Origin of the sequence: Xanthomonas sp. NCPPB 3761 (genome assembly GCF_041475705.2) — a bacterium.
GTDB classification, from domain to species: Bacteria; Pseudomonadota; Gammaproteobacteria; order Xanthomonadales; family Xanthomonadaceae; genus Xanthomonas; species Xanthomonas phaseoli.
Map to the genome: position 1 here is coordinate 1,400,160 of NZ_CM191262.1, position 17,165 is coordinate 1,417,324.

General features: G+C 62.1%; 10 protein-coding genes and 4 pseudogenes. 6 read left to right on the forward strand and 8 right to left on the reverse strand.

What is annotated here, in order from left to right:
* Positions 1-126: 126 nt before the first annotated feature.
* The 3 genes and pseudogenes from ACCQ00_RS06160 to ACCQ00_RS06170 all read left to right on the forward strand — a co-directional run.
* On the forward strand, positions 127-2,247 hold the full coding sequence (locus tag ACCQ00_RS06160; RefSeq protein WP_022559883.1) for an alpha/beta hydrolase family protein: 2,121 nt from the start codon (positions 127-129) through the stop codon (positions 2,245-2,247).
* A 189-nt stretch (positions 2,248-2,436) separates the two neighbouring features.
* Positions 2,437-3,524, forward strand: a protein-coding gene (locus tag ACCQ00_RS06165; protein ID WP_099770635.1) for an IS3-like element ISXac2 family transposase whose coding sequence is annotated in 2 segments (ribosomal slippage) — positions 2,437-2,689 and positions 2,689-3,524 — 1,089 coding nt in all. Because the reading frame shifts where the segments join, the coding sequence is not laid out codon by codon here.
* Between the two features lie 69 nt (positions 3,525-3,593).
* Positions 3,594-3,755, forward strand: a pseudogene (locus ACCQ00_RS06170) (transposase); the annotation flags it as partial.
* Between the two features lie 141 nt (positions 3,756-3,896).
* Here ACCQ00_RS06170 and ACCQ00_RS06175 read toward each other — a convergent pair.
* Positions 3,897-5,114 (reverse strand): S1 family peptidase, encoded by a 1,218-nt coding sequence (locus ACCQ00_RS06175; protein WP_080950379.1) that lies wholly within the window; start codon positions 5,112-5,114, stop codon positions 3,897-3,899.
* 168 nt (positions 5,115-5,282) lie between these two features.
* Here ACCQ00_RS06175 and ACCQ00_RS06180 point away from each other — a divergent pair.
* The 3 genes and pseudogenes from ACCQ00_RS06180 to ACCQ00_RS06190 form a co-directional block, all read left to right on the forward strand.
* A pseudogene (locus ACCQ00_RS06180) lies at positions 5,283-5,906 on the forward strand (IS1595 family transposase); the annotation flags it as partial.
* A 166-nt stretch (positions 5,907-6,072) separates the two neighbouring features.
* On the forward strand, positions 6,073-6,534 hold the full coding sequence (locus ACCQ00_RS06185; RefSeq protein WP_039575314.1) for a hypothetical protein: 462 nt from the start codon (positions 6,073-6,075) through the stop codon (positions 6,532-6,534).
* Between the two features lie 131 nt (positions 6,535-6,665).
* Positions 6,666-7,391, forward strand: coding sequence for an AraC family transcriptional regulator (locus tag ACCQ00_RS06190; RefSeq protein WP_039575317.1), 726 nt, complete (start codon positions 6,666-6,668; stop codon positions 7,389-7,391).
* Positions 7,392-7,575: 184 nt separating this feature from the next.
* On the opposite strand, the pseudogene ACCQ00_RS06195 reads toward ACCQ00_RS06190, so the two are convergent.
* The 7 genes and pseudogenes from ACCQ00_RS06195 to ACCQ00_RS06225 all read right to left on the reverse strand — a co-directional run.
* Positions 7,576-8,196, reverse strand: a pseudogene (locus ACCQ00_RS06195) (IS3-like element ISXac2 family transposase); the annotation flags it as partial.
* Between the two features lie 33 nt (positions 8,197-8,229).
* A pseudogene (locus tag ACCQ00_RS06200) lies at positions 8,230-8,940 on the reverse strand (IS3-like element ISXac2 family transposase); the annotation flags it as partial.
* Between the two features lie 37 nt (positions 8,941-8,977).
* On the reverse strand, positions 8,978-10,204 hold the full coding sequence (locus ACCQ00_RS06205; RefSeq protein ID WP_011345585.1) for an IS256-like element ISXax1 family transposase: 1,227 nt from the start codon (positions 10,202-10,204) through the stop codon (positions 8,978-8,980).
* Positions 10,185-11,483 (reverse strand): type III secretion system effector protein, encoded by a 1,299-nt coding sequence (locus tag ACCQ00_RS06210; RefSeq protein ID WP_236493587.1) that lies wholly within the window; start codon positions 11,481-11,483, stop codon positions 10,185-10,187. Before ACCQ00_RS06210 ends, ACCQ00_RS06205 begins: the two co-directional genes overlap by 20 nt.
* Positions 11,484-12,297: 814 nt before the next feature.
* Positions 12,298-14,406, reverse strand: coding sequence for a catalase (locus ACCQ00_RS06215; protein WP_039573768.1), 2,109 nt, complete (start codon positions 14,404-14,406; stop codon positions 12,298-12,300).
* A 204-nt stretch (positions 14,407-14,610) separates the two neighbouring features.
* Positions 14,611-15,465, reverse strand: coding sequence for an aldo/keto reductase (locus ACCQ00_RS06220; RefSeq protein WP_039573758.1), 855 nt, complete (start codon positions 15,463-15,465; stop codon positions 14,611-14,613).
* Positions 15,466-15,522: 57 nt separating this feature from the next.
* A complete protein-coding gene (locus ACCQ00_RS06225) occupies positions 15,523-17,157 on the reverse strand; it encodes a carboxylesterase/lipase family protein (RefSeq protein WP_039573755.1) in 1,635 nt (544 codons plus the stop codon).
* Positions 17,158-17,165: the final 8 nt, after the last annotated feature.

A 17,165-nucleotide genomic window follows, 5' to 3' on the forward strand; every position in this document is an offset into this window, starting at 1 on the left:
TGCAGGCGGCATGGGTCAGGCGCGTGCGTGCGCGGCGCATCACGTCGCGCACGCATGACCTCCTGCCTTTGCGCGTGCGCCGCAGCAACGCCTACCATCCACGTTTTGCCGTTGCCGGAGAGCTCGATGAAGCTGCGTCACGCCGTATTGCCCCTGTGTCTGCTGGCTGCCCTGCCAAGCCTTGCCGCCGCGCGCGGTTTCGATGTGCGCGACATGGTGGCGCTGGACCGGGTGTCCTCGCCCACGCTCACGCCCGATGGCAGCAGCGTGCTGTTTGCCAAGCGCCAGGCCAAGACCGCCAATGGCAAGCCGGCCACCAGCCTGTGGGTGCGCAATCTGCGCACCCGCGATTTGTCTCCGCCCAAGCGGCTCACCCCGGAAGGATGGAACGTCAACAGCCCGGCGTTGTCGCCGGACGGCAAGACGGTGTACTTCCTCAGCAGCAAATCCGGTAGCCAGCAGCTCTACGCGCAGCCGATGGCCGGCGGCACCCCGCAGCAACTCACCGCATTTGCGGTAGACGTGGACAGCTACAAGCTCTCGCCGGACGGCAAGCGCATCGCCTTCAGCGCGGGCGTGTTCCAGGACTGCGGTTCTGACCTGGGCTGCACCAAGAAGAAGCTGGGCGAGCTCAAGAACAACAAGGCCAGCGGCGTGGTGTACGACCAGTTGTTCGTGCGTCATTGGGACACCTGGAACGATGGTCGCCGCAATACCTTGTTCGTGGCCGAGTTGCCTGCGGCTGGTGCGAAGGCAGTGGTCGGGGCATCGGCGATCAGCGCCACGCTGGCCGGCGACGCGCCGTCCAAGCCGTTCGGTGGCAACGACGATTACACCTGGTCGCCCGACGGCAGCAGCGTGGTGGCCAGCGTGCGCATTCCGCAGCCGCATGGCCCGGAAGCAGGGAAGAACGCCAAGGCCGGCGGCAAGCCCACCGGCAACGACGAGTCGTGGCAGACCAACTTCGATCTGTACCACCTGGATGCGAGCGGCAAATCTGCGCCGGTCAACCTGACCGCGGCCAACCCGGCCTGGGATGCCGGCCCGGTGTTCAGCACCGACGGCAAGACCCTGTACTACCGCGCCATGAAGCGCCCGGGCTTCGAGGCCGACCGCTTCGGCCTGATGGCGATGGATGTGGCCAGCGGCAAGACCCGCGAGATCGCGCCGAAGTGGGACCGCTCGGCCGGCGAAATCGTGCCGAGCGCCGACGGCAGCAGCCTGTACACCAGTGCCGACGATCTCGGCGAGCATCCGCTGTTCAAGATCGATATCGCCAGCGGCGAGGCCACCAAGCTGGTAGGCGAGGGCAGCGTGCACGCCCCGACGCTGGCCGGCAATACGCTGGCGTTTACGCGCAGCTCGCTCAAGAGTGGCGACCAGGTCTTCGTCAGCGACGCGCAAGGCCAGGGCCTGCGTGCGATCAGCCAGAGCGCCGGCGAACTGCTGCCAGAGGTGCAGTTCGGCGACTACGAACAGTTCCAGTTCAAGGGCTGGAACAACGACACCGTGCATGGCTACGTGGTCAAGCCGTACAACTACCAGGAAGGCAAGACTTACCCGGTGGCGTTCCTGATCCACGGCGGCCCGCAGGGCAGTTTTGGCAATGGCTGGAGCAACCGTTGGAATCCGCAGACCTACGCCGGCCAGGGCTACGCGGTGGTGATGATCGATTTCCACGGCTCCACCGGCTACGGCCAGGCATTCACCGACGCCATCAGCCAGCATTGGGGCGACCGCCCGCTGGAAGATCTGCAAAAAGGCTGGGCCGCTGCGCAGAAGCAATACGGCTTCCTCGACGGCGACAAGGCCTGTGCATTGGGCGCCAGCTACGGCGGCTACATGGTCTATTGGATGGCAGGCAACTGGAATCAACCATGGAAGTGCCTGGTCGACCACGACGGCGTCTTCGACAACCGCACCATGGGTTATGCCACCGAGGAACTATGGTTCAGCGAGTGGGAAAACGGCGGCACGCCGTGGCAGAACCCGGCCGGCTACGAGAAGTTCAACCCGGTGCTGCATGTAGACAAGTGGAAGGTGCCGATGCTGGTCATCCACGGTCAGCAGGATTTCCGCATTCCGGTCGAACAAGGCCTGGCTGCGTTCACCGCGCTGCAGCGCAAGGGCATCGATTCCAAGTTCCTGTATTTCCCCGACGAGAACCACTGGGTGCTCAAGCCGGATAACAGCATCTTGTGGCATGACACCGTCAACAGCTGGCTGAAGCAGCATATCGGCCAGTGACGGGCGACCGACACGCCGCCAGGCGCGGCGTGTCGGTTGCCTGAGCGAATGCGTTCTCTGGGCGATGGGCGCTGTCGAAGTCACCGTTCGGCAGTCGCATCCTGCCCGTCGCGGCTGGAAGGTAATCCCCCCGCCCATTAGCAGACGCCAGAAGTGGAATTTTCTCGTCCCCTTTCCCGAGGAGGTTCCATGAAGAAGTCCCGCTTTACCGACAGCCAGATCATCGCCGTGCTCAAGCAGGCCCAGGCCGGTGCGCCCGTGCCGGAGCTGTGCCGCGAGCACGGCATCAGCTCGGCCACGTTCTACAAGTGGCGCAGCAAGTTCGGCGGCATGGACGTGTCCATGGTCGCGCGCATGAAGGAGCTGGAGGAGGAGAACCGCCGGCTCAAGAAGATGTACGCCGAGGCGCAGCTCAGTACCGACCTGCTGAAGGAAGCGCTCGCAAAAAAATGGTGAGGCCATCTCAGCGACGCGAGATGGCCCAATCGGCAGTCACGAGCGGGCGTACGAACATCCGCCACGCCTGCCAGGCCTTCGCGGTGAGCCAGACCTGCTTCCGCTACCAGGCCAAGGCCAGCGAGCAGAACGCCCGGATCGCCGACTGGCTGGTCCGCCTGACGACCGCCCATCGCGACTGGGGCTTTGGCCTGTGCTACCTGTACCTGCGCAACGTGAAGGGCTTTGGCTGGAATCACAAGCGGGTCTACCGGATCTACCGCGAGCTGGAGTTGAACCTGCGGATCAAGCCGAGGAAGCGGCTGGTGCGTGAGCGGCCCGAGCCTCTGGCGGTGCCGGAGGCTATCAACCAGGTCTGGTCGATGGACTTCATGCACGACCAGTTGGCCGACGGCCGCAGCTTCCGGCTGTTCAATGTGCTCGACGACTTCAATCGCGAGGGGCTGGGGATCGAGGTGGATCTGTCGCTGCCGTCAGCCCGTGTGATCCGATCGCTGGAGCAGATCATCGAGTGGCGCGGCAAGCCCGCCGTGATCCGCTGCGACAACGGCCCTGAATACATCAGTGGCGCGTTGCTGTCCTGGGCGCAGCGGCATGGTATCCGGGTCGAGCACATCCAGCCGGGCAAGCCACAGCAGAACGCCTACGTTGAACGCTACAACCGCACCATCCGCTACGCCTGGCTCGCCCAAACCCTGTTCGACACCATCGACCAGGTGCAGGACAAAGCCACCCGCTGGCTATGGACGTACAACCACGAGCGTCCGAATATGGCGCTCGGCGGCATCACGCCTGCCATGAAGTTGGCGATGGCCGCTTAGCTCCACTTCTGGCGACCGCTAAAAGTGGGGGGATTACCTCCGGGCACACTAGTCCCAAGGAGACCGACGATGCGCAATAGCAAGTTCACCGAGCCCCGGATTGTTAACACGCTGAAGCAGATCGAAGGCGACCGCCAAGTCAAGGATGTGTGTCGTGAGCTGGGCATTTCCGATGCGACGTACTACGTCTGTAGGTCCAGGTACGGCTGCATGGGAGCTTCCGACGTACAGGGTTAACCCGGCGCACACTCAAGCGCGCCATCAGTGGGTGATCACGCTGTCGCGCAAAGTGAATACGCCAGGCATTACTGGGAGAAGCGGCCTATCGTTTTAGAGGATGCCGACTCACGCAGATACTATGTCGCATCGATATCAGAAGAGACGCAATCCAGCATCTATTATTTTCCCAATTCTCATATATACAAGTGAGCCGCACTGCCCAGGATTAGCGCCGGCGTATGCAGCAGCAGTCACAATCCCATACGCGGTAGATGAGCTCCACACCGGGCCGCCGCTGTCACCGCCGAAGCAAGCTAGCTCCTTTCCAACCATGACCATGTAAGCAGAATTATCACAATTCTGGCCATTACAGGCACCCGGCAAAAAGCCAAAACTTGTTGCCGATACCACTCCACAAGAAAACCCAGTATTTACCCCGCGATGACAAATTCGCTGCCCCACACTGGCCGTACCTGAAAATATTATAGCCTCGATACCAGCTGGATCAGTGGTCGATCCAGTAATTGACGATGATGCCTCATAACCTATGTTTGGAAAACTATGCCACTGCAAGTCATGACTGGCATCCCACATTTCTTTTTTGAAGTCCAGAATGGCAGTTACCTGTCCAGGTTGTCCGGCAGGAACCCAGTTGTAATAAACCATGGTATTTGGGCAATGGCCAGCAGTTAATACTCCCGGCATTTTTGTCGCAACATCTCTAACCATAAAGCCAGTTGTACATTGGTTGCCGTTCGAACCCTGAAGTATGTTGCCGCCCCGGAGGTATGCTGTGTTCCGCATCGGCCCAGGCATGAAATCTATGCGGACCGGATTCCCGAGCGCTCTTGCAAGTGCAGAAACCTCCTTCTTTATACCTTCCTTTTCCGGCTCCGGAACGTAGACATACAAGACAATCTCACCTGTTTTCTCATCATAAAAATAACCCTGTAGCCCGGGTATACTCTTGACAATGGCCTCCTTGTTCTCATTAATTATTTTTTGCACTTCCTCCATAGTCTTGCCAGCCCCGGTTCTAACTACAACAGGCACATCGCCAAACCTTGTCGATAGCTTTACTGGAGGAATCGGGTTATTACCTTTTAATCTGATAACATATCGGAAATCAGGTGAATCCTCCCAATAGGCACCTGCAAGACGATCTTTATAACGACTCGTTAAAGCTGCCAAATCTTTCGAGGAGCTTTCTTGAAGATTCACTCTTCTTGCTGCCTCAGAAGGACTTACCATAGCGCTCCATGCGTAAGCCTTGACTTCGTCACTCTCTACATTTACGCCACGGGACTGAGCAGCCGAATTAAGAGAAACAAGAGAAAAGCTTAAAAATACTATTTTTGCGGAAAATTTCATCCTAGTCTCCCTTGGATTTACCTGTAATTAATCTATAGCATGCATCAATCTGACGATCAACCCGAATCAATAAGCTGCCTGATTAGCCCTTGCCTTCAGCCGGCTGTCGCAGGATCTGCGTCGGGCTGTGTGGATGCTGCTGTCAGCTGAAGCTAATGAGGTGGTGTGATGAGCATCAATGCCGTGCAGTTCCAGGATGGATTGTCGATGCCTGATTTCGTCGGCGTCCTACGGCATCGAAGCCTAGTGCTATCGCGCGCTTTACAATTGGCGCTGGCCGCAAGGCTTTCGTTGCCTGTCTGCACCGGACCGGCGCGGTCACGCTTCAAGCGTGGGGTGCCATTTACTACCAATGCAGCGCGTGCCGGCACAATGTTCCAAGACACCAAGCTGCCGTTGCGCACCTGGATGCTGGCTGCACCTGCTTACCTCGACCAAGACGAATATGACCCCGCTGGCGCTGATGCGCCATCTGGGCATCAACTACAAGAGCGCTTGGCGGATGAAGCACAAGATCATGCAGGTCATGGCCGAGCGCGAAGCCATGCGCAGACTGACCGGTTTCTTGTAGATTGACGATACCTGTCTTGGCGGTGAGCGCAACGGTGGCACGGCCTGACGCGGATCGGAGAAGAAGCAGCCGTTCCTGATGGTGGTGCAAACAGATGCCACCTTCCCCGCACCACGCTTTGTGGTGATGGAGCCGGTGCGCAGCTTCAACAACATCTCGCGGCAGGACTGGCTTGCCGTCGCCTGGCGCCCGAACGCAAGGTCTATACCGATCCAATGGCATCACGCGCGCTGGATGAGCACGCTTGGAGTGAACCGGTTGCAACGCCGCTGTCCAGATCACGGGCCAATGCATCCCAAATGCGATTGCCGCAGCGCATCACGGGCATGTCAAACTAGCGCATCTTCCTCTTCCCAGTTCCCTGCCAGGACCGCAAGGACCGTTTGCATGCGCACGTCGTTCCGCCCCGCATTGTGGGCAATCGCTCTGATCTGCAGTCCTGCTCTGGGCGCTGCGTCGCGGCCGGCCGTTGCGCCTGCGCGCGCTTCGGTGGCGCTGCCTGCGTCGTCCGAGCAAGGCGGCGACGCGAGCGTGCCATTGCCGGCCGTGCTGAAATCCGGCATGGGGTATCGCGCGTTTGCGCAGGCGATGATGGAGCAAGGCTGGCAGCTGGTGGACCCACTTGCGGCCGATAGCTGCATGGCCGCTGGCGACTGCGAGATCGAGTTCGTTGCGCCCGGCGGCAGCGCGCGCCTGCGCGTGCAGGTGGGCTCACAGGCCGGTGCGGCGGTCGTGCAGAGCTGGCGTGCGCGACAGGTGCCGCTGGATCGTATCGGTAACCCGACCGCTGCGGCGGGAGATGCCAAGCCTGCACCGGCGGCAGTGGACGCAGGCAACAACGCACGCTGAGTCCTCCGGCCGTAGGCCGATCGCGCCTGCGGCGTATCATGGCGCGGCAGGGGCGGATCGTTTCGATCGCACACCTGGTTTGATGCGCTTTTCCCGGTCTCGAGCACCTTGCCCTGCATGAACCCTCTCGCATGAAGAGCATCGATCCTGCCGATCTTGAAGCCTTGTTCGATGCGGTGCCGGACGTGTTGTTCTTCGTCAAGGATCGCGAGGGCCGCTACACCCACGTCAACCAGACCATGCTGCGGCGGCTGGGGCTGAAATCGCGCAAGGAGCTGATCGGCAAGCGTGTTGCCGAGGTCTATCCCAGTGGACTGGGCGCCAATTACGCCAATCAGGACGAGCAGGTGCTGGCCGGCGAGGTGATCGACAACCTGCTGGAGCTCCACCTGTTCGCCAATCGTGAGCCTGGCTGGTGCCTGACCTGCAAGCGGCCGTTGGTGGTGAATGGCAAGGTGCAGGGCATCATCGGCATCTCGCGCGATCTGGGCCCGCAGGACGGGCACGAATCGCAGTACGAAAAGCTGCGACTTGCGCTGGCGTATCTCAACGCCAATTACGCGCAGAACGTCCGCATGCAGGCTCTGGTGGAGATCACCGGGTTTTCCATGTCCAAGCTGCAACGCTCGTTCCGCAAGGTCTTCCAGCTCACGCCGCAGCAGGTATTGGCCAAGCTGCGCCTGCAGATGGCGATGCATCTGCTGCACGGGAACAAGAGCCTCACCGAAATCGGCCACGCGTGCGGGTTCAGCGATCAAAGCGCATTCGCGCGGCAATTCAAGCAAGCGGTGGGCATGACGCCGCGCGAATATCGTGCGTTGGCGAATGCGCAGCAGTTTCCAGCCGAAACAGTGTAGAAGCGGGCAATCTCAACATGCCTGCACAAGACATGAGTTGAGCCTGAATTCTCTTGAACTGCCTGACGAGGGGTTCTTCAAACAAGCGCCCTGTCGCGCGCCGATACCGCGCTGCGCGCCTTGCAACAGCGCAGCCCACCCATGCAAGGGTAATCCCCGCTTTTAGCGGTCGCCAGAAGTGGAGCTAAGCGGCCATCGCCAACTTCATGGCAGGCGTGATGCCGCCGAGCGCCATATTCGGACGCTCGTGGTTGTACGTCCATAGCCAGCGGGTGGCTTTGTCCTGCACCTGGTCGATGGTGTCGAACAGGGTTTGGGCGAGCCAGGCGTAGCGGATGGTGCGGTTGTAGCGTTCAACGTAGGCGTTCTGCTGTGGCTTGCCCGGCTGGATGTGCTCGACCCGGATACCATGCCGCTGCGCCCAGGACAGCAACGCGCCACTGATGTATTCAGGGCCGTTGTCGCAGCGGATCACGGCGGGCTTGCCGCGCCACTCGATGATCTGCTCCAGCGATCGGATCACACGGGCTGACGGCAGCGACAGATCCACCTCGATCCCCAGCCCCTCGCGATTGAAGTCGTCGAGCACATTGAACAGCCGGAAGCTGCGGCCGTCGGCCAACTGGTCGTGCATGAAGTCCATCGACCAGACCTGGTTGATAGCCTCCGGCACCGCCAGAGGCTCGGGCCGCTCACGCACCAGCCGCTTCCTCGGCTTGATCCGCAGGTTCAACTCCAGCTCGCGGTAGATCCGGTAGACCCGCTTGTGATTCCAGCCAAAGCCCTTCACGTTGCGCAGGGGTAATCCCCCCACTTTTAGCGGTCGCCAGAAGTGGAGCTAAGCGGCCATCGCCAACTTCATGGCAGGCGTGATGCCGCCGAGCGCCATATTCGGACGCTCGTGGTTGTACGTCCATAGCCAGCGGGTGGCTTTGTCCTGCACCTGGTCGATGGTGTCGAACAGGGTTTGGGCGAGCCAGGCGTAGCGGATGGTGCGGTTGTAGCGTTCAACGTAGGCGTTCTGCTGTGGCTTGCCCGGCTGGATGTGCTCGACCCGGATACCATGCCGCTGCGCCCAGGACAGCAACGCGCCACTGATGTATTCAGGGCCGTTGTCGCAGCGGATCACGGCGGGCTTGCCGCGCCACTCGATGATCTGCTCCAGCGATCGGATCACACGGGCTGACGGCAGCGACAGATCCACCTCGATCCCCAGCCCCTCGCGATTGAAGTCGTCGAGCACATTGAACAGCCGGAAGCTGCGGCCGTCGGCCAACTGGTCGTGCATGAAGTCCATCGACCAGACCTGGTTGATAGCCTCCGGCACCGCCAGAGGCTCGGGCCGCTCACGCACCAGCCGCTTCCTCGGCTTGATCCGCAGGTTCAACTCCAGCTCGCGGTAGATCCGGTAGACCCGCTTGTGATTCCAGCCAAAGCCCTTCACGTTGCGCAGGTACAGGTAGCACAGGCCAAAGCCCCAGTCGCGATGGGCGGTCGTCAGGCGGACCAGCCAGTCGGCGATCCGGGCGTTCTGCTCGCTGGCCTTGGCCGAGCGTGTGCAGAATTTTGTGTAACCGTGGTTTGGGTTACCGCTGAGGAAGTCGCCCCTCGAACTGAATCGTAAAGCGGTTCAGCGCAGCCTTCCAGTCGCGGATCGGCAGCGTCCATTTCTTGGTGATGTTGCGCAGAGCCAGGTAGAACAGTTTCATCAAGGCTTCGTCGCTGGGGAACGCGCCGCGGTTCTTGGTCAGCTTGCGCAGGCTCATGTTGACCGACTCGATGGCGTTGGTCGTATAGATCACCTTGCGGATCTCCGGTGGGTAGTCGAAGAACGGGATCAGTCGTGACCAATTGCGCCGCCATGACTGGCTGATGGGCGGGTACTGGGCGTCCCACTTGGCCTCGAACTCGGTCAGTGCCTGCTCGGCCTCCTCGACGGTGGCGCAGGCGTAAATGCGCTTGAGATCGGCGGCAACCTCGGCGCGGCGTTTCCACGAGACGTAGTTCAGGCTGTGCCGCACCATGTGCACGATGCACAGCTGCACGGTGGTCTGCGGGAACACCGCCTCGATCGCCTCGGGAAACCCCTTCAGGCCATCGACGCAGGCAATGAAGATGTCCTGCACCCCGCGGTTGCGTAGCTCCGTCACGACTTGCAGCCAAAACTTGGCACCCTCGGCCTGCGCCAGCCATAGGCCCAGCACTTCCTTCTCGCCGCCCATGGTGATGCCGATGGCCAGGTACACCGCCTTGACCCGCACCGCGCCCTCGCGCACTTTGACGTGGATGCAGTCCAGATAGACGATCGGATAGACCGGATCCAGTGGCCGCGCCTGCCACGCCTTGACCTCCTCGACGACCGCATCGGTGACTGAGGAAATCAGACTCGGCGACACCTCGGTGCCGTACATCTCCTCCAGGTGCGACTGGATCTCGCGCACGGTCATGCCGCGCGCGTACAACGACAAGATCTTGTCATCGAAGCCGGCCCAGCGGGTCTGGTGCTTGGGGATCAGCTGTGGCGCGAAGCTGCCGTGGCGATCACGCGGAATCTCGATCGGCAGCTCGCCGAACTCGCCCTTGAGCGTCTTGCGGCTGCGTCCGTTGCGCGTGTTGCCGGCCGCGTTGGCGACCGGCTCATGCTTGTCATGACCGAGGTGTTCGGTCATCTCCGCGTCCAGCGCCCGCTCCACCAACCGCTTGGTCAGCTGCTTGAGCAGGCCGTTCTCGCCGATCAGATCCTCGGGTTTGGTGTAGTTGACCAACAGGCTGCTAAGCAGCTCGTCGGGTACCTCATGTGTGCGTGGGCTCATGGTGTCTCCGGGTTAGGTGGCAGTCTCCTGCCTGTGGCCCGGTTACACAAAATCTAGGACACGCCCCCACGTGGTTGAGTAAAGAAGAATTGCGTGCCAACACCTGGTTCACCAGCGCGGCATCGGGCATCCAACCTGCGGCAGACATGCCTTTCAATTGATCGCCCAACGAACGCAAGGACGCCGTGGCGGAGTCCACGTCGAGCGCGGCGTACCACTGCTTGACCATTTCCACTTCGGGCGTGGCTTGCCCGTCAAGCGCCTCGCCTATGGCCTGGATGACCATGGCATGTACGCTCTTCAGGCCTGTCGCATAACGATCGCTCATCACGCTTTTATGAAGCAGCACGTCCAGCGCGCTTGCCGGGGCCCGAATGACGTCTCCCCAACCATGCCGAAACCGCGGATCTGACGGCGCATCCTGCTCCCGGTCGTAGCGAAAGCCGGTCACGTCGATGCTGATGACCTTGTGGCGTGCATCTTCCCCGGAAACGACCAGCATATTGTCCGGGCCAAGATCAGACGCTTCACCCAGGGTCAGCCTGACCAACAACGAGGCGAACAGCCCATCCAGACCGTTGTGGCGCAGTGTGTCGACCAATGCCTGTTTGCCCGCACGGAGATTGACCGGATCGTTGATCCGCGCAAGCAGTGCGCGGTCTTCGGCCAGTTCATCCGCCTGCGCACCGCTGTCGGGCGCGGCGCTTTCGACACGGGCAGCGGCTTGCTTGGCCTGTGCAAGCGAAACCTCAGGCGGCAGAAACGCTTTGGTCAGGAACGTGTCCAGCGGCTGTGCATCATGGATGAGTCGCGAGGCGATCAAGGCGTTGCTGGGCGGTGTCAGCAGCGATGAGTCCGGAATGTGTTGCCGCGACAGATAGCGTTCTTGCAGCGCATTGACCAGATCCTGGGCGGCAGCGACGTTGATGACGTCAAACAGGATGGGGATGCCAAGGGGATTGCGTAATCGAGGATCAGCGGCAACCAGGCTGTCGTGAATCCTGCAGACATCGTCGATATCCAATGCCCCTGTCTTGGCCTTTTCCGCCATTTCTTTGCCTTTTTCGGTATCGAGAAAGGCATGGAAGGCCAGTGTCAGCCGTTGCTGCGTGGCCTGCTTGTCTATGGCGCCTTCAAGCAGCCTGGCTGCAGAGCCAACGATGTAGCCCAAACGCTTGGTGGCCTTCTCGACTTGCCCTTTCGCGCAACAGGCCACTGCTTGACCCAGCAGGCTTCGCGAAATTCCGGTTTTGACGAGGTGTTCCTGGCCATCGAGCATCCCGACCATGCCAACATCGCTGCCTCCCAATGTCGCCTTGGAGCGCGAGAAGACGACAGCACTTCCAGACAGGCGCATCGGGTCATGGCCGCCAATGTCGGCCTTGGTTGAGAGAAACGCGACAGGCCGAATAACCGAGAATATGGGCTTATCCGGCCGGTTTAGCCCGGGAGCCGAGGCAGGCGCACGTATGCTCCTGGTGCACGCGGTGTCCGGCGTCATGCAATCGGGCGCGGGGGCTGCGCCGGCCCGGGCCATGCTGCGGCGTGGCGTTAGTCCAGCCAATCGTGCGTCAGTGCCATGTTGCCGATCGTCGGCCGTTGCCGGGCTACGTGGTAACGCCGCGTCATCGGCCGCAGGGAGCGGCAAGCTTGCTGCGCCAGAGGTCGGGGTGATACGGGATTCCATACCATGCTCCAGTAACCAGCGGCACATTTTGCAATGCGGCCAATCACGAGCAACTCCATTTGGCGTAATCATCATCCGGTAAGCGAATATCGACCGAGCGTCATCATCGACGTTATCCAGACCCTACACACACGGCCCTGGACGCGCGCGACATGTAAAGTCGCTCGCGCCAGCGTGCTTTATCGCGGCTTGTCGCGAACATCGCGTGAATGCTCATGCTGCTTGCGCTATCGAAGCTTCGGCTAAAGCGAAACAATCGACGCCTGCCGTGGGAATGGCGCGCCGTACTTGCCGCTACTCCGCAAACGCGTGGTAGCGGCGAAAGCCGAGGGACGTAGCGCTCCAGTGCAGCCGGTGTGCCGTCCCTCGGTTTTAACCCGGGTTATTGGACCTTCCCGGGGTGCGGTTACGCCAGCATGCGCACCTTCGGCTCGCGTGCCCATTGGCGGGTTTTTGCTGCGGTGATGAATGCCTTGGTATCGGCAGCGGGAACGACGCCCGCATCCTTGCCCACGTTGCCGGCCTTCAACAACACCTGCGCGCCTTCGTCGAATGCGATGGCCTTCAGATGCGCCCAGGCAAAGCTCACAAAATTCAGTGCCGCCGATTCGCGTGTCAGCAGCTTGGCCGCTTCCGAGGACAGCAGCACCGCCACCGCATCGAAGACCACCGAGGGCGTGCCCGCCAGTTGCCCATCGGCGGCAAGCTGCTTGCCGTCGCTAAGCTTGGCGCCGCCGAGTTTGGGCGCAACGATCTTGACCGTCGCGCCTGCAGCTTCGGCCGCCTTGCGGACTGCCTTGATCGCTGCTGCGTCCGAGCCGTCGTGGATCAGGATGCCCACCGTGCGCCCTTTCAAGGTGTCCTTCATCTTGCCGATGACCTGCAAGGCAGGCGAGAGCGGCATGTCGATCGGCGCCACTGCCGCCGGGGGGGCTGGCGGCAGGGCCGTCATGCCCATGCCATCGGCCACACGCTGCGCCAGTTCCTGGTCGATGTGGCGCAGATGACCCACGATGGCCTCGCGCACGTGAGCGGTCTCCACCTTCGACAGTTCGAACACCAATGCCGAGGCGATATGCGCCTGTTCCGGTGCGGTCTGGCTGCGGAAGAACAGGCGCGCCTGGCTGTAGTGATCGGCGAAGCTTTCTGCGCGCACGCGGCCCTTGGCACCTTCTTCGGCAGGAGTTGCGTGGCTGGGGAAACCACGCAGCGCTTCACGCGGCGCATCGGCCTGCAGCGAGCTGGGCTCATAGGCAACGCGGCCCTTGGGCACGCCCATCTGCATGTGACCATCGCGCTGGTTGTTGGCGAACGGGCACTTTGGCGCGTTGACCGGAATCTGATGGAAATTCGGCCCGCCCAGACGGCTCAGCTGCGTATCCAGATAGGAGAACAGGCGGCCTTGCAGCAGCGGGTCGTTGCTGAAGTCGATGCCGGGCACGATGTTGGCCGGGCAGTAGGCAACCTGCTCGGTTTCGGCAAAGAAGTTGTCCGGCCAGCGGTCGAGCACCATGCGGCCGACGATCTGCAACGGCACCAGCTCCTCGGGAATGACCTTGGTCGAATCCAGATGATCGAACGGGAACGTTGCTGCCTGCGCTTCGGTGAACAATTGCACGCCGAGTTCCCATTCGGGGAAATCGCCGTTCTGGATCGCTTCGAACAGGTCGCGGCGGTGGAAATCCTGATCGGCGCCGGCGATCTTGACCGCCTCGTCCCAGATGGTCGATTGCAGGCCCAGCTTGGGGCGCCAATGGAACTTGACGAAGGTGCTTTCGCCCTTGTCATTGAGGAACCGGAAGCTGTGGATGCCGAACCCTTCGATCATGCGTAGCGAGCGCGGGATGGTGCGGTCGCTCATCGCCCACATCACCATGTGCATCGATTCGGGTGTCAGCGAAATGAAATCCCAGAACGTGTCGTGCGCGCTGGCAGCCTGGGGGAAACCACGGTCCGGCTCCATCTTCACCGCATGAATCAGGTCCGGGAATTTCATCGCATCCTGGATGAAGAACACCGGGATGTTGTTGCCGACCAGATCCCAATTGCCTTCCTTGGTGTAGAACTTCACCGCGAAGCCGCGCACATCGCGCGGCGTATCCACCGAGCCGGCGCCACCTGCGACAGTGGAAAAACGCGTAAACAACGGAGTTTTTTCGCCAACCTCGGTAAAGATCTTGGCGGTGGTGTACTGGCTCAACGACTTGGTGAGTTCGAAGTAGCCGTGCGCGGCACTGCCGCGCGCATGCACGATGCGTTCGGGAATGCGTTCGTGATCGAAGTGGGTGATCTTTTCGCGCAGGATGAAATCTTCCAGCAACGTCGGGCCGCGCGGCGTGGCGCGGAGCGAGTTCTGGTTGTCACCGACCGGAATGCCCTGGTTGGTGGTCAGTTGCGGGTGCGTGCCGCCTGCCTTCTGGTGCAACTCATCGCCAGTACCGCGCGCCCCATCGACGGTGGCGCTGACAGGTGCAAGGGCAGGGACCTGCGCGGATTTGCTGGGGGACTTGGCCATGGGAACTCCACTGTGGCGGGCTTGGGATGCGGGCTGAGCCATAAAGCCTGGGAGTGGCGCTGTTAATTGCATGTGTCTGCTTGCGAACGAAAACTCACATATGCCGCAAACATTGCGCGACGTCGCAGTTGCATGTGTTGCATCGATCACGCCGCGCGCGGCGCTATGCAGATGCGCACCAAGCGGACGCGACCATGTTGGGGGTTACAGGAGGTCGAGCGGCTGTTTGTGCGTAGGCGGCGCGAAGGCGCGATCAACCTCGGCAAGATCGTCTGCGTGCAATTGCAGCGTGCACGCCGCGGCGTTGGCACGCACATGCGCCGGCGTTCCAGATTCGGGAATGGCGATGACATTGCCGCTGCGGATCGCCCACGCCAGCGCCACCGCGGTGGCTGCAACGCCGCGACGCTCGCCGATGGCGTGCAAGACCGGGTGATCCAGCAACGCGCGGCTGCCAAGCGGCGAATACGCCATCACCGCCACCTCGTGCGCGGCGCACCATGGCAGCAGGTCGAACTCGATGCCGCGGCTGCCAGCGTGATACAGCACCTGGTTGACCAGGCAACGCGAGCCGCCATCGATTGCCCAGAGCTCCTGCATGTCATCGACATCGAAGTTCGACACACCCCAATCGCGGATCTTGCCGGCATCGCGGAGCGCTTCGAACGCATCCACCACTTCGGCCAGATCGCTGCCGCCACGCCAGTGCAGCAGATACAGATCCAGTGTGCGCACGCCCAGCCGTTGCAGGCTGGCTTCGCAGGCGCGCGCAATCCCGCGTGCACTGGCATTGCCGGGCAACACCTTGGACACCACGTAGGGAGGTTGCGTGCGGCCGATGGCCTGGCTGATCAATTGCTCGGCGCGGCCATTGCCATACATCTCGGCAGTGTCGATCAGTTGCATGCCCAATTGCTGACCGAGTTGCAGCGCTTCAATTTCCTGCTCGGGCGCATGCCGGCCCTGGCCCAGGTTCCAGGAGCCCAGACCTAACGCGGGCACGCAACGCCCGTTGCGCAGGCGCACCTGCGCGCAGGAAGGTGAAGACGATTCGGACATGATGGGCTCCTGTCTTGTTGGATTGAGGGTGACGACCGCATCACACCGGTGGCCTTGTCACTGCGACGATGGCTGCACCGATGTTGTCGCAGTGTCTGCACGCGCATCCCAGAACGCACAACGATGACGCTGCACGAAGTCGGGCGTGGCGCCGATCCTGTGCGGCGACAGCGTCAGCGGCGCGTCGCCATCAAAGCGCGGCCACGGCGGCCGCCCGCCACCGTTGGGATCGCCGGTGCGCGCGAATGCACCCCAGTAATCCTGCAGCGTATTGGCAAACGCCTGCTGCGCCGGACTGAACTGCGCCTGGCCACTGAGTACCCACGGACGCTGAAACAGATACACCAGTTCGGCGGCATGGAAAGCGCCCAATGCAGGCGAAAACGGCAGGCGTAACAGACCGTAGGGCGCATGCGGGTCGTCGAACTCGTAGGCGTACACCGGCGCATGCGTGCGCAATGCCTGCCCCAGCCGGCGTGCGGGGCAGGCGAAGCCGCCATCAGTCACGATGTCGGCGAACGCTTCCCAGCGCGATTGCGCGGCAATGGCTGCATATTGCGTCAGGACCGGGGCAGGCGAGGCATGCATGCGTTGCACGCGCGCTTCGTATCCGCTGCGCAGGTTGAGCTTGCCGATGTAGGACAGCAGTTGCGCAAACAAGCGCCCTTCGTCGCGATTGGTGCCGAGCAGTACTGGTACCTGCGCATGCCGGCCGCTGGCGATTGCCGCGGCCGGTGGCAGCGGCAACGCCTGGCCACCTGACATCGGCGCCCACGCATCGCTGCCGGTCAGGCCACGCCGCTGAGGTGCTGCATCGGCCAGCGTTTCGGCCGGCAATGCGCGCAGGCAGGCGGCCACATCGCGCGTGCGCGCGCAACCCACGCGTTGCGCCATGCGTACGCCGCCACTTTCTGCCTCGCGCTGCGGCACGCTGGAATCGCTCGCCAGGCAACTGCCGCTTTGCAGGATGGCGCGTCGAAACAATCCCGCCGCCCCGGGCGAAGCGAGCTGATAACAGATGCTCCATGCACCGGCCGATTCACCGAACACGGTGACATTGCGCGCATCGCCGCCGAACGCGGCGATATTGCCCTGCACCCAGCGCAAGGCCGCCTGCTGGTCGAGCAATGCATAGGCGCCTTCGCCTTCGTCACGCAGGCCTGGATGTGCGTAGAAACCGAACACGCCCAGCCGATAGTTGGGTGCCACCACAACGACATCCTGGCGCGCAGCCAACGCGCTCAGGTCGTAGTCGACATTGCTGCCCAGCTCCAGCGCGCCGCCATAGATCCACACCATCACCGCGCGTGGATGCGCAGGTGCCGGGCCGGGCGGTGCGTAGACATTGAGCGTGAGGCAATCTTCGGAGACATGCTTCTGCCCGAAGCGATAGCGCGGCAGGCAGGCCGGGCCGGCCTGGGTGGCGTCGCGGACCTGGGTCCATGCGGCTGGCGGTTGCGGTGCGCGAAAGCGCAGTGCACCTACCGGCGGCGCTGCGAACGGCACGCCCAGGAACGCGCGACCCTGTGCACTGGCCATCCCGCGCACCGGGCCGGCTGTCGTCTGCACCACCTCTGCACGCGCATCGGGCGCGTGCACCAGCGCCGGTACCTCGCCGGGGCGGCGCGGTGCGCAGCCAACCAGCAGGCAGGCTGCCAACAGGGCGGCAGCAAGGAAGTTCGGTTCACGCATGCGCCAGG